The organism is Pedobacter sp. KACC 23697 (genome assembly GCF_045348445.1).
Classification (GTDB): Bacteria; Bacteroidota; Bacteroidia; order Sphingobacteriales; family Sphingobacteriaceae; genus Pedobacter.
The window spans coordinates 4,570,315-4,582,321 of the sequence record NZ_CP157485.1; the positions used below are offsets into that span (position 1 = coordinate 4,570,315).

Sequence of the window (12,007 nt, forward strand, 5' to 3'; positions counted from 1 at the left end):
CTATTTAAGTAATCGTCATTTCGACTGAAGTGGAGAAATCCTTGAAGTTTGTAACTATTACGGATTAAAAGATCTCTCCATTTCGCTGCGCTCCAGTCGGGATGACGATTTATGAATTATTTTCCCTGAACAAATTCCAGGTTTAATTTGATCGCAACATCTTTTGCAACACCCGCACCAGTTGGATCATATTTTATATTATAATCTAAACGGTTAATGGTTGTAGTAGCGCCGAAACCTGCTTTCGTATTGCCTTGCTGATCTTTAGCTGTACCGCCATAAACAACCGCAAATTTTACATCTTTAGTAATGTCGCGGATGGTTAATTTACCGCTTAACTCATAATTGTTACCATTTAGTTTTTTGAAAGAAGTGCTCTCGAATTTCATGGTTGGAAATTTCTCCGCGTTAAAGAAATCATCTGTTTTTAAATGGCCATCTCTCATATCCACACCTGTAGTAATGCTGTTTACATCAACCGTAAAGCTGATTTTAGCGTCAGTTAAATCTGGTTTAGCAGCGGTAACCGTTCCATCGAATTTTTTGAATGAACCATCAACAAAAGAAATGCCCATGTGTTTAACCGAAAAGTTTACAAACGAGTGCATTGGATCTATTTTCCAGCTTGTTTGTGCAAATGATGCCACACTGATTGAGGTAGCGATCAGAAATAAAAATAATTTTTTCATATTTAGTGATTTTATTTAGTTGCAAAAATAGCTGATTATCAGCCGATCAATCTTGACGTATGATAAGAAATTGTTTAGAGAAATAAGTTAACCGGTTAACTGCTTAAATCGGTTAATTGATGGATAGTTAAATGGTTAGAATTGCAGATAAGTGGTTAATGGTTTTTTGGTTCATAGTTCATAGCCGATAGGCTCATTGGCCATCAACCATAATCTATCTAACCATAAACTTTAAGCCCGTTCTCCATCTTACCTTTTCCATTTTATGTCCTCAAACCTCGTCCAGTGTTTTCCGGCTATCTGTTGATGTTAATTTATAAACAGAAGGCGTAATTCCGGTAACTTTTTTAAATTGTGCCGATAGGTGTGCTACACTGCTGTAATTCAGTTGGTAAGCAATTTCGCTCAAGTTAAGTTCGCCGTAGGTAAGCATTTCTTTTGCCTTTTCTATTTTTTGAGCAATAAAATATTTCTCAATTGTTTGGTTTTCGATTTCAGAAAAAATGCTGCTTAAGCTGGTATATTCCTGTTTTAAGTGCTTGCTGAGATAGACAGAAAGATTGATTTTTAAAGGTTCTCTGGTATAATGAACCAGGTTAATGATGGCCGTTTTAACCTGCTCCGCAATTTGGGTCTTTTTGTCTTCCAGCAGTTCGAAACCAAAATGGGTTAATTGCTCTGCAATTTTAATTTTATCTTCAGCTGTTATGTTTTCGGCAAGGGTGACTTCGCCAAGTTCAACCAATAGCGGTTTAAAGCCGAGCTTTTCCAGCTCGGCCTTAACCACCATTTTACAACGGTTGCATACCATATTTTTGATATGCAAGTACATTATTTCGACTTTATGGTTTCAGAAACATCGCCGCAATCAAACATCATGCTTCCATAATAAGGGTTTTCGATGTTTTCTTTTTCATTTAACCAGCTTGCCTTAGCCATTGGGCAGTGTTGAACATAAACGGTCTGGCTGTTAAACTTCAGGGTTTTCAATGTTTTGATCATTGCATAAGAAATCCCTTCAAATGCTTTTCTTTGTGTTTTAATGTTGTTCGAGCCAGCAAGTTCAGCAGATTTACTTTTAATAATTGCAGCTTGTTCCATGAATATTTTATGCTGCTCTGCTGGCAAATCTTTGTGGTTTACCGCATTTACCTTTGCCGATAAAACTTTCACTTTTTCGATGGCGATATCCTTTTTATCTGTGGCTAATGCGTTTTTTACGTCATAATAAGCCGTTAATACCTGGTTTAATGCTACATCTGTTTTGGTTTGTGCATAAGTGAATGCTGTGGTAGCGATCGTCATGATGGCAACCAATCCTAATATTTTTTTCATCTTTTTTATTTTAAAACGTTAAAGAAATTGAATTCTGCACGAAGCAGGTACATGTTTTTGGTATATCGGTTATCCATGTTTCCAATGGCCTGAAAACGATAGCCGAAATCGATGCGGGTGGTACTGTTTAAAATCATTTGTACAGCAGGGGCAATGTCTAAATAAGATTGTCCGCTACCTGGATCGGTTTTGCCCAATAATTCCAAATAGACATTAAAGTTAGGCTGCTTATAATCTTTGTAAACCACGGGTAGCACCAAATAACCCGACGATAAGCTATAAGACAACATATTCTTTGGCTGCGGCATTCCCGCAATTTGCCTGTCGCTATTTTCGAAAGCATGTGCATAACCTAATGTTGATGATAAAGCCAGTTTGTGTAGCAATTGGGTGAAAACTAATCCGCCCTGTAGGCCACTATTGTCGCCCTCAAGGTTAATGTCTTTGGTATATGTTGGTCTTCTGCTGGTACTAATCCTTCCAAAAGCCGCAGCCCTGAAGTGGCTTTGCGCTTCATCCAATGATAGAAACCGGTATTTGGCATATAAACTTCCGCCTTCTAGACGGTACCGGCCATCCATGTCAGACATAAAACCTTGCGCATGCATCATCAGGTTTTTATTGAATCCAATCATCACTTCCGGAATAGTACGGCTTACGTAACCGGGGTAGTTGAACATACCCTCGTTGGTTATCCTTACGCCAATCGATTTGGTTGGCATATTACTGGCAGGCTCTGTAAATACATATAGTTCTTGTGCAAAACCATTTGTATAGGCGCCGATCATCATCAGCGCCAATACGAATATCCGCTTCATTTTAAGAAAGAACTAAATGGTAAATACGTATCTTTTTTCCGTTAATGATGCCTGTTCCACTGGCATAAGCATCAGAATTAGCAGTTGCGGCCTGTTTTTTAAATGCAGAACCAGATATAAAATCTTTATCCACTACACTGGCCTTAACAGTACCACTAAGCGTTTTACCTTTTACATTTACAAAACGGTATACATTGCCATTAATAACGGCCTGACCTTTGTCATCTACCTTAACATCGTTAAAATTGAAGTTAGCAGTTAATCCACCTACTGAAAAACCTGCATCCTGAACTTTTTTACGAACCAGGTCGAGATTAACATTGGCTTCTTTCTTAAAGGTTAAAACAAATATGTTTTTATTTAAATCAGGCTTAACGCTGCTGATAAAGCCTAGGGTTTCTAAAGATTTTTGTGTTGCATTTGAGCACATGGAACAGGTTAAACCGGTTACCTGTAAATCAGCTGTAGAGATTTGTTGTGCCGAAATATTAACGGCAAAGAATAGCATAATAATGCTGAATATTTTGATTGCTTTCATGATTTTTTTGAATTAGAATAATTTTTAAACTGTCGTCTCCCTGGATTCATTTCAGGGGCTTATGACAAAATAGATCCTGAAATAAGTTCAGGATGACGGAAAAGTAGAAAAATCCTAATTTCTAAAAATACAATTGAAAATGTGCAGGGCAATCCGCGAGGAAAGTGGCGGCGCTTTATTTGAAATTTTACTAAAAAATTTCGGGGTAATATTATTTAAAAACGTTAAAACGGGTGGATGAAGAAAAAGCTGGATAGAAAAGAGCTTTGGCATTTTTACTTGCGCCTCTGCCTGGTGACTATCTTTTACCTTAACCGTTAACTGGGTGTTTTTGCAGCAACCATCATCTTTCTTATCGCTAGGGATATCCTTACAGAACTTACAGGAAACTTCGTTGCTGAACAGTTTAACATTTTCGAGTTTGCCTCCACAGAAATGCAGGCTTAAAGCCAAACCCATAACACTAACTGCATAGAATACAGCCAAAGAAAGTGCTATTTTTTGTTTTAACTTCATTAACACAAAGGTAAAGCAAAAAATGTCGAATAATGCCAGTAATTATTTACTGAATTTCATTTTTTAGCTTACTTTAGCCTTAAACACTGATTAAATGAAGAAAATATTATTATTCCTCTGCACCTTTTCTATTCTTTCGGCCTTTGCTGCAAAACCCAAAAATCAATATGTAAGGATTAAAACTGAATTTGGAGAATGCATCGTTAAGCTGTATAATCAAACCCCATTGCATCGCGATAACTTTTTGAAGCTGGCTAAATCTGGATATTATAACGGGGTTTTATTTCACAGGGTAATTAATAATTTTATGATTCAGGGTGGCGATCCGGATTCTAAAAATGCCAAACCAGACTCTCTTTTGGGCGAAGGTGGGCCAAAATACACCATACCGGCAGAGTTTAATGATAGCTTATTTCACAAAAAAGGCGTTTTAGGCGCGGCCAGGGAAGGTGATGACGTTAATCCGGCCAAGGCATCGAGTGGTAGTCAGTTTTACCTGGTGCAGGGAAAAGTTTTTACCGATCAGCAATTGGACAATTTGGAAGAAAAACGGCTAAAATTCAAAATTCCGGAATGGCAGCGTGAAATATATAAAAAGATAGGTGGAACACCACATTTAGACCGTAATTATACGGTTTATGGAGAAATTGTGGTAGGTTTGGATATGGTTGATAAAATTGCCGCTCTGGCTACCGATAAAAACAACCGCCCGAAACAGGATGTAAAAATGGATATTACCATTTTAAAACGAAGAGCCGCGAAAAAACTGGAGAAACAGTTGTTGATGGGTTAATCAAAGATAATGGTCATTTAGATGGTCATTTCCCTGGTTAGCGTCATCTCGAGCGGAGTGGCAAAGTAGCCGAGAGATCTATTGAAGCAGATATCTCCATTCCACTGCGTTTCAGTCGAGATGACGGTCGCTAATAAATATCATTAATTGGATTACTAAGCATTTATTCAATTAATTTCTAAATTTACCACCCACAACAACTGAAATTTACTGAATGAAGATTATCTCTTATAATGTTAATGGGATCAGGGCAGCAAGTACCAAAAATTTTTTTGGCTGGTTACAGGCTACGAATGCCGATATGGTCTGTTTACAGGAAGTAAAGGCGCTGCCTTCGCAGATCCCTGAAATTATTGCTTTGATTGAGCAACTGGGTTATCACCATTACTGGTTCCCGGCAGAGAAAAAAGGATATAGCGGCGTAGCCATTTTATCTAAAATTAAACCCAACCACGTAGCATTTGGCTGCGGTGAAGAATGGATCGATAAAGAAGGACGCATTTTAAGAGCTGATTTTGACAGCTTTTCTTTAATGAGCCTTTATATGCCTTCGGGTTCAAGCGGAGATGACCGGCAGGTAAAGAAATATGAATTTATGCGGTTTTTTGATGCCTACATTGGAGAATTGCGTAAAGAAATCCCAAATTTGATTGTGAGTGGTGATTATAATATTTGCCATACCGCTATTGACATTCATAATCCTAAATCCAATGCCAATTCATCTGGCTTTTTACCAGAAGAAAGGGAATGGATGCAATTATTCTTAGATAATGGTTTCATAGATACTTTCCGCCATTTTAACAAAGACCCACATCACTATACCTGGTGGAGCTACCGTGCAGGATCGAGAGGGAAGAACCTGGGCTGGCGGATCGATTACCACCTGGCTACAAAACCAATGGAAAACCGTTTGAAAAATGTAAGGATTTTACCCGATGCCATACATTCAGATCATTGTCCGGTTCTTTTGGAAATGGAATAATGTAAGATGTAAAATGGATCAGGGTTTACAAACTCGGATCCAGATACTTATTACTCGATCATTTTACTCAATAAGCGAACCAAATGCTAATCACCAATATAAAAGGCCTTGTGGGCGTTCACCATCGAGATCAATTAGTGCTTCAAGGCAGCGAACTGGATCATTTGCCTGTCCTTGAAAATGCCTGGCTTTTAATAGAAAATGGCCTGATCAAAGATTTTGGAAAAATGGATACTTTCCCATCTTCCATTGCAAATCTTCCAGCTCACAGCGCCGAAGGCCGCTACGTTTTTCCCTCCTGGTGTGATAGCCACACACATATTGTTTTTGCAGCCTCACGTGAGGAAGAGTTTGCCATGAAAATACAGGGTAAAAGTTATGAGGAAATTGCAGCGGCAGGTGGTGGGATTTTAAATTCTGCGAATAAACTTCAACAAGCAACAGCAGATGAATTGTTTCAAAGTGCTGCGCTTAGGTTAAAACAGATGGTTCTGCAGGGCACAGGAGCGGTTGAAATTAAAAGTGGTTATGGATTGACCACTGAAAGTGAAATCAAGATGCTCCGCGTAATCCGCAGGCTGAAAGATCAATTTCCTATTCCGATAAAAGCAACCTTTTTGGCGGCACATGCATTTCCGGCCGAATTTAAAAATAACCATCAAGGTTATATTGATTTGATTATTAATGAAATGCTGCCGCTCATAGCCAAAGAAAAACTGGCGGATTATATTGATGTTTTTTGTGAAAAGGGGTTCTTTTCTGTTGCAGAGACCGATCAGGTATTAAAAGCTGGAGCGAAATATGGATTGAAGCCGAAAATACACGCCAACCAACTTTCTGTTTCAGGAGCAATAGAGGTTGCTGTTGACCATGCGGCCATTTCGGTTGATCATTTAGAGGAAAGTAACGAAGAAACAATTGCAACGTTAAGAAATGCCAATACGATTGTAACATTGCTGCCTTCTTGCTCGTTTTATTTAGGGATTCCGTTTGCCGATGCCAGGGGCTTTATTAAAGCTGACTTACCAGTGGCTTTGGCTACGGATTATAACCCAGGCTCAACACCTTCCGGAAATATGAATTTTGTAGTTTCATTAGCTTGCATTAAAATGAAGATGTTTCCGGAGCAGGCGATTAATGCCGCAACATTAAACGGTGCTGCAGCAATGGAGTTGAGTAAAGATTATGGAAGTATTGCTGTTGGGAAAAAGGCAAATTTATTGATTACCAAACCGATGCCTTCAATTGCTTATTTGCCTTATAGTTTTGGCGAAAGCCAGGTAGATCAAGTGATCTTAAATGGCGAAATTTATAATGGATAACCTTAAAATATATACCCAGCACGACATCGATCGTTTGATTATTCACCGCAAGGGCGAAACCAAACTAGGTGAAAAAGTAGCGGTTTTATCTACATGGGAAGAATTGCCAACTACAAATGCAAAATTTGTGTTGCTGGGCATTCCTGAAGACATTGGCGTACGCGCAAATGCAGGCATTGCAGGAGCCGCATCGGTTTGGCGACCGGCACTAACGTCCTTTTTAAATATTCAAAGTAACCGGTTTTTAAATGGTGGGGAGGTTTTGGTTTTGGGCCATTTCGAGATTGACGAGCCGGCTGATTCTTCCATAAAAGGCCTGCGGGATAAAGTTGCTGAAATTGATGCATTGGTTTATCCTGTAATTGAGAAAATCGTGGCTGCGGGTAAAATCCCGGTTGTAATTGGTGGCGGGCACAATAATGCCTATCCAATTATTAAAGGGACTTCTTTAGCAAATAAAAAGCCAATTGATGTATTAAATATTGATGCACATGCCGATTTAAGGGAATTAGAAGGCCGGCATAGCGGAAATGGGTTTTCTTATGCTTTAAATGAAAATTATCTTGATAATTATTTGATGTATGGGCTGCATCAGAATTATAATAACGAGGCTATTTTAAGCCATATCGATCACCATCCTAAATTAAAGGCTGTATTTTTTGAGGATATTTTAACCGGGCAGGATTATAGTGGTTTATTTGATGAGTTAGGATCAATAATCGGTTTGGAAATAGATCTGGATTGTATGGAGAATGTACTTTCGAGTGCCGAAACGCCCTCTGGGTTTGGGGTTAACGATATCAGAAAGCTAATCATCTTGCGCAAAGCCAATAAATTTTCTTATCTACACATTTGTGAAGGGGCTACGCGGATGCTGGATGGAAGGGTGAGTAAGCTCACATCTAAGTTAATCGCATATTTAGTGAGTGATTTTGTGAAAGCAAATATCTCTTCGGTTTAGGCACCTGATACGAAAAAACACGGAGTATTTTGCGCGAGTCGTCATCCTGAACTTGTTTCAGGATCTTTCTTGCTGTAAATGCCTTATAAATAGACCCTGAAATAAATTCAGGGTGACGATTTGAGAGTAGGCCCTTTACAAATGCTCCGCTTCATATTTTTCTCCGGCTTTGAGCATCAATTCAATCTGTTTCAGGTCTTCTGCCGTTAAATCTTCCTTTTCCTGAAGTTCAAATACGGCAATCATATTGTCTTCGTACTGTTTTTCGGTTTTGATTACGATTTCCTGTGGCATGCCGGTACGCTTAAAACTTTATAATTTCTGTTGGTGTAATGCAAAAATCGAGTTTAATATCATGTTCATGTACATCATCGATTTTTTCAATTGCAGGATACAAAGATAAACCTATTTTTTGAGCATTTAAACCTTTAAGAAAACGATCATAAAAACCTTTGCCATAACCTACACGGTAACCCTGTTTATCAAAGGCTAACAGTGGGATAACAACCATGTCTATTTCTCCTTCGTGCAAGTTTCCTTTTTGTGGCTCCAATATGTTGTAAAGGTTTTTTTTCAGGTCTTTTTCGCCCAGGTATTCGTGGTGGGTCATCAGGGCTGTTTCAAAATCAGCCTTGGGTATAATAATTTTAACTTCAGGATAGGTTTTGCTTAGCCATTTGATCAATAAAAAAGTATCCGGCTCTTTTTTTTCTGTAATGGGTAAAAAGATATGAAGGGTTTTAATTCGGCTAAAATCGATTGTTTTAAACTGTTTTAAAAGTGATTCGTTCAACGCATAATAGGTTGGGTCGTTTAGTCGCAACCTGTCTTTTAATGCTAGTTTTCTGATTTCGGCTTTTAACATAAAACAAAGATAATATTTTTCAGACCTCGCAGGTTTTGAAACCTTGCAAGGTTTTATGACCTAAGACCTCAAGGCTTTAGTTAAATAAACCCGATAGCAGCGTAAAACCCGAAGGTGAGACACAAGCCGAGGTTTTGAAGCGAATAGCGGGACAGTTGTATCCCCATGCGCACGAACCCTGCTTTTCTTAAAAAAAAGACCACCTAAGTCATCTCAGTAAATCTAAGCGTTACGGTTACTTAGCATTATGGGTTTAAGCCTCACAGATTTTAAAACCTTATGCTTCTTAAACAAAAAAAGCCCCTAAAAAATTAATTTTAAGGGCTTTTAGGATATGAGATCCAAATTATTTTACACGCTCAACGTAATCGCCGGTACGGGTATCAATTTTAATTTTATCACCCTGGTTTACAAACATCGGAACTTTAACTTCAACACCATTTTCTAATGTTGCTGCTTTTAAGGCATTAGTAGAAGTATCACCTTTAACTGCTGGTTCCGAGTAAGTAATTTCAAATTCAGCAAAGTTTGGCAATTGTGCCATAATGGCTTCATCGCTTTCCATAGAAACGATAATATTCATGCCTTCTTTTAAGAATTTAATAGCTGAACCAAATAAAGATTTCTCTACATTAAACTGCTCGTAACTATTATTGTCCATTACTACCAAATAATCACCTTCTTCGTATAAATATTGGTAATCATTGGTTTCTACGCGGCATATTTCTACAGCCTCGTCGGTATTCATACGTGCTTCAACAATTCTGCCCGATTTAATATTACGGAATTTACCGGTATAAAATGCGCCACCTTTTCCTGGTGTACGGTGATTCCATTCGTCAACAGTAACCAGTTCATTGTTTATGCGAAGAATGTTACCTGTTTTAATTTCTGATGCTTTTGCCATATTGTCTGATCCTAAATTGGATTTATATTTCCGTTTTTCGTGACGGCAAAGGTAAAATTATTTTGATAAAAAACGATAAAGGTTTAAGGTATAAGGCTTAGGGTTTAAGAAAATTTAGACCTTTAATCAGGCTATTTTACCCGCTCCATATATTCACCTGTTTTGGTGTCAATCTTTACCCTGTCTCCTTGATTGATGAATAAGGGGACCCTGATTTCTGCACCTGTTTCTAGGGTGGCATATTTTTGCGCACTGGTAGAGGTGTCGCCTTTTACAGCGGGTTCAGAGTAGGTGATTTCCAATTCAACGCTATTAGGCAGCTGGGCCACAATAGGCTCATCACTTTCAAAGGCAATAGTCACATTCATACCTTCTTTTAAGAATTTAATCGAACTGCCAAAAAGCAGTTTTGGGATGTTGTATTGTTCGTAAGTGTTATTGTCCATCACGACCAGATAATCGCCATCTTCATATAGGTACTGATAGTCGTTGGTCTCGACACGGCAAATCGTTACCTCTTCATCGGTGCGGAAACGGTATTCTACAATTTTGCCGGTTTTTACATTGCGCATACGGGCCTGATAAAAAGCCCTTAAATTTCCGGGGGTACGGTGGATGTATTCTTCTACACTTACCAACTCTCCGTTAAAACGAAGCACATTTCCGCTTTTTACTTCTGATGCCTTAGCCATTTTATGATCGTGAATATTGTTTTTGTTTTGGATTAAAAATCAAAGTTAAAAAATGCATACAGATTTGAAAAGTAAAATCTGTGGTTCATTGGTTCACTAGTCATGAGTTTATTGGGTTCGAAGCAGAGATAAGATAATTCAGTTTTTGTTTTTGCCTTTTTTATGGAGCCTTAATTAACAAAATCCCCGTATAAAAGAAATGCCTTTGGGAACCACTCCAAAGGCATAATCAACCTAAACCTCAAACTAAACTATGAAAAACTCTTTGCCTTTTACGGGCTATTTATTTTGATCCGAATAACGGAAATATAATCTTTTACTTGGAGAGATAAATTAAATAATTGTTTCTCTTTTTGGTGGTGCAAAGGTAGATATAATTTTTGAATTACAAAATATTTTTTTCAAAAAGTATTTATAATACAAATGTATGACAAAACAGACTAGTTGATAGCAGTACTTTTTAGAGCTAAGTTACTTATAGTCTGATATTTGTATTTGATTTGTGCAAAAATCGTATTCTTGTATTTGATTGGAGCCAATTATGGTAAGCCGCTCTTTTCCAAAATTTTCGATAAGTTCGCGGTACCAACTTATTCCCTGAACGTCTAAATTGCTGGTTGGCTCATCTAAAAATAAAATGGGTGTACTTGCACAACATGCCAAAGCTAGTTTGGTTCTTTGCTTCATTCCAGACGAAAAGTATTTGATTTGTTTGTTTGCTGCTTTTTCTAATCCCAAAATACTGATCAGCTTTTTTGCATCCAGGCCAGTGGCAAAATTTTTAAACTTAAAATGAAAATCAATGAGCTCTTTTAGCGTAAAAGTTTCAACCAGTTCGAGATAGGGTGCGGCAAGGCTGATGTATTTATAAATATTTTCTACCGGAATATCTTTCGTATCAGAAAATGAAATCTTTCCTTCTGACGGTGATAGGCTGCCGGTTAGTACGCTCAATAAAGTCGACTTACCGGAACCATTAGGCCCGAGTATGGCGTAACTGTTTCCTGTAGAAAATTCAGTGTTTAAATTCCTGAAAATCCACTCTTTATTAAACCTTCTTCCAACGTTTTGTAAACTAATATTCATTTGTGCCAGGCGTTTGGGGTTTAGCGATAAGCGATTTAGTCATGCAAACGCTATTATCAATGCCGATATATTGTCCATAGTTGGTCGTGATGTGATAACCTGTCTTTTGATAAAGTGCAATGGCTTCGGGCTGTTTTTTCCCTGTTTCTAAAACGCATGAAGAAAAACCGAGTTCAATACCCCAGTTTTCTAATTCTTTTAAGACTTTAGCAGCTATGCCTTGCTTCCTATGATCTGGATGTACAAACATCCTTTTTACTTCGGCTGCTGTAGTGGAGAAAGGTTTAATGGCGCCACAACCCACGGGTACATCATTCTGGCAGGCAATAACCACTTCTTTAATGGCATCAACTTTGTTAAACTGCGCATAAAAAGCATGATCATCACCATCTCTAACAGCCAAATCCTGATCCAGTAAAGCAACCAACTGCCTGAAACCGGCATGGTCTGAACCTGTTCTGATTAGCGTTAACTCACCCATGAATATTTGTTTTGCTTTAAGC

Annotated in this window: 16 protein-coding genes; 4 read left to right on the forward strand and 12 right to left on the reverse strand. The window is 38.1% G+C overall.

Annotated elements, in window-relative coordinates; genetic code table 11:
• Positions 1–116: 116 nt before the first annotated feature.
• From ABEG20_RS18490 to ABEG20_RS18515, 6 genes are all read right to left on the reverse strand, one after another.
• Positions 117–689: a YceI family protein gene (locus ABEG20_RS18490; RefSeq protein ID WP_406824722.1), complete on the reverse strand. Its 573-nt coding sequence runs from the start codon at positions 687–689 to the stop codon at positions 117–119.
• Between the two features lie 271 nt (positions 690–960).
• Positions 961–1,521, reverse strand: coding sequence for a helix-turn-helix domain-containing protein (locus tag ABEG20_RS18495; RefSeq protein ID WP_406824723.1), 561 nt, complete (start codon positions 1,519–1,521; stop codon positions 961–963).
• Positions 1,521–2,024: a DUF3347 domain-containing protein gene (locus tag ABEG20_RS18500; RefSeq protein WP_406824724.1), complete on the reverse strand. Its 504-nt coding sequence runs from the start codon at positions 2,022–2,024 to the stop codon at positions 1,521–1,523. Before ABEG20_RS18500 ends, ABEG20_RS18495 begins: the two co-directional genes overlap by 1 nt.
• 5 nt (positions 2,025–2,029) lie before the next feature.
• Complete coding sequence (locus ABEG20_RS18505; RefSeq protein ID WP_406824725.1) at positions 2,030–2,842, reverse strand: hypothetical protein; 813 nt, start codon at positions 2,840–2,842, stop codon at positions 2,030–2,032.
• 1 nt (position 2,843) lies between these two features.
• Complete coding sequence (locus tag ABEG20_RS18510) at positions 2,844–3,380, reverse strand: heavy-metal-associated domain-containing protein (protein WP_406824726.1); 537 nt, start codon at positions 3,378–3,380, stop codon at positions 2,844–2,846.
• Between the two features lie 114 nt (positions 3,381–3,494).
• On the reverse strand, positions 3,495–3,896 hold the full coding sequence (locus ABEG20_RS18515; RefSeq protein WP_406824727.1) for an HYC_CC_PP family protein: 402 nt from the start codon (positions 3,894–3,896) through the stop codon (positions 3,495–3,497).
• A 94-nt stretch (positions 3,897–3,990) separates the two neighbouring features.
• Here ABEG20_RS18515 and ABEG20_RS18520 point away from each other — a divergent pair, with 94 nt between their 5' ends.
• From ABEG20_RS18520 to ABEG20_RS18535, 4 genes are all read left to right on the forward strand, one after another.
• Positions 3,991–4,689 (forward strand): peptidylprolyl isomerase, encoded by a 699-nt coding sequence (locus ABEG20_RS18520; RefSeq protein WP_406824728.1) that lies wholly within the window; start codon positions 3,991–3,993, stop codon positions 4,687–4,689.
• A 214-nt stretch (positions 4,690–4,903) separates the two neighbouring features.
• Positions 4,904–5,671, forward strand: coding sequence for an exodeoxyribonuclease III (locus ABEG20_RS18525; protein ID WP_406824729.1), 768 nt, complete (start codon positions 4,904–4,906; stop codon positions 5,669–5,671).
• A gap of 83 nt (positions 5,672–5,754) precedes the next feature.
• Positions 5,755–6,993 carry an imidazolonepropionase gene (hutI, locus tag ABEG20_RS18530; RefSeq protein ID WP_406824730.1) on the forward strand — a complete coding sequence of 413 codons (1,239 nt, stop codon included), beginning with the start codon at positions 5,755–5,757 and terminating at the stop codon, positions 6,991–6,993.
• Positions 6,971–7,954 (forward strand): formimidoylglutamase, encoded by a 984-nt coding sequence (locus ABEG20_RS18535; RefSeq protein WP_406824731.1) that lies wholly within the window; start codon positions 6,971–6,973, stop codon positions 7,952–7,954. Before hutI ends, ABEG20_RS18535 begins: the two co-directional genes overlap by 23 nt.
• A 135-nt stretch (positions 7,955–8,089) precedes the next feature.
• Here ABEG20_RS18535 and ABEG20_RS18540 read toward each other — a convergent pair whose 3' ends face one another.
• From ABEG20_RS18540 to ABEG20_RS18565, 6 genes are all read right to left on the reverse strand, one after another.
• Positions 8,090–8,248, reverse strand: coding sequence for a hypothetical protein (locus ABEG20_RS18540; protein WP_167354761.1), 159 nt, complete (start codon positions 8,246–8,248; stop codon positions 8,090–8,092).
• A gap of 10 nt (positions 8,249–8,258) precedes the next feature.
• Complete coding sequence (locus tag ABEG20_RS18545; protein WP_406824732.1) at positions 8,259–8,819, reverse strand: 5-formyltetrahydrofolate cyclo-ligase; 561 nt, start codon at positions 8,817–8,819, stop codon at positions 8,259–8,261.
• 346 nt (positions 8,820–9,165) lie between these two features.
• A complete protein-coding gene (efp, locus tag ABEG20_RS18550) occupies positions 9,166–9,726 on the reverse strand; it encodes an elongation factor P (protein WP_138819317.1) in 561 nt (186 codons plus the stop codon).
• Positions 9,727–9,857: 131 nt separating this feature from the next.
• A complete protein-coding gene (gene efp, locus ABEG20_RS18555) occupies positions 9,858–10,418 on the reverse strand; it encodes an elongation factor P (RefSeq protein WP_406824733.1) in 561 nt (186 codons plus the stop codon).
• A gap of 471 nt (positions 10,419–10,889) precedes the next feature.
• Positions 10,890–11,504, reverse strand: coding sequence for an ATP-binding cassette domain-containing protein (locus ABEG20_RS18560; RefSeq protein ID WP_406824734.1), 615 nt, complete (start codon positions 11,502–11,504; stop codon positions 10,890–10,892).
• Positions 11,494–11,985 (reverse strand): GNAT family N-acetyltransferase, encoded by a 492-nt coding sequence (locus ABEG20_RS18565; RefSeq protein ID WP_406824735.1) that lies wholly within the window; start codon positions 11,983–11,985, stop codon positions 11,494–11,496. Before ABEG20_RS18565 ends, ABEG20_RS18560 begins: the two co-directional genes overlap by 11 nt.
• Positions 11,986–12,007 lie beyond the last annotated feature (22 nt).

What these genes read in the sequence shown, in the direction of transcription:
- ABEG20_RS18490 (WP_406824722.1), bottom strand. Translation starts at nt 689, where the DNA reads ATGAAAAAATTATTTTTATTTCTGATCGCTACCTCAATCAGTGTGGCA.
- ABEG20_RS18495 (WP_406824723.1), bottom strand. Translation starts at nt 1,521, where the DNA reads ATGTACTTGCATATCAAAAATATGGTATGCAACCGTTGTAAAATGGTG.
- ABEG20_RS18500 (WP_406824724.1), bottom strand. Translation starts at nt 2,024, where the DNA reads ATGAAAAAAATATTAGGATTGGTTGCCATCATGACGATCGCTACCACA.
- ABEG20_RS18505 (WP_406824725.1), bottom strand. Translation starts at nt 2,842, where the DNA reads ATGAAGCGGATATTCGTATTGGCGCTGATGATGATCGGCGCCTATACA.
- ABEG20_RS18510 (WP_406824726.1), bottom strand. Translation starts at nt 3,380, where the DNA reads ATGAAAGCAATCAAAATATTCAGCATTATTATGCTATTCTTTGCCGTT.
- ABEG20_RS18515 (WP_406824727.1), bottom strand. Translation starts at nt 3,896, where the DNA reads ATGAAGTTAAAACAAAAAATAGCACTTTCTTTGGCTGTATTCTATGCA.
- ABEG20_RS18520 (WP_406824728.1), top strand. Translation starts at nt 3,991, where the DNA reads ATGAAGAAAATATTATTATTCCTCTGCACCTTTTCTATTCTTTCGGCC.
- ABEG20_RS18525 (WP_406824729.1), top strand. Translation starts at nt 4,904, where the DNA reads ATGAAGATTATCTCTTATAATGTTAATGGGATCAGGGCAGCAAGTACC.
- hutI (WP_406824730.1), top strand. Translation starts at nt 5,755, where the DNA reads ATGCTAATCACCAATATAAAAGGCCTTGTGGGCGTTCACCATCGAGAT.
- ABEG20_RS18535 (WP_406824731.1), top strand. Translation starts at nt 6,971, where the DNA reads ATGGCGAAATTTATAATGGATAACCTTAAAATATATACCCAGCACGAC.
- ABEG20_RS18540 (WP_167354761.1), bottom strand. Translation starts at nt 8,248, where the DNA reads ATGCCACAGGAAATCGTAATCAAAACCGAAAAACAGTACGAAGACAAT.
- ABEG20_RS18545 (WP_406824732.1), bottom strand. Translation starts at nt 8,819, where the DNA reads ATGTTAAAAGCCGAAATCAGAAAACTAGCATTAAAAGACAGGTTGCGA.
- efp (WP_138819317.1), bottom strand. Translation starts at nt 9,726, where the DNA reads ATGGCAAAAGCATCAGAAATTAAAACAGGTAACATTCTTCGCATAAAC.
- efp (WP_406824733.1), bottom strand. Translation starts at nt 10,418, where the DNA reads ATGGCTAAGGCATCAGAAGTAAAAAGCGGAAATGTGCTTCGTTTTAAC.
- ABEG20_RS18560 (WP_406824734.1), bottom strand. Translation starts at nt 11,504, where the DNA reads ATGAATATTAGTTTACAAAACGTTGGAAGAAGGTTTAATAAAGAGTGG.
- ABEG20_RS18565 (WP_406824735.1), bottom strand. Translation starts at nt 11,985, where the DNA reads ATGGGTGAGTTAACGCTAATCAGAACAGGTTCAGACCATGCCGGTTTC.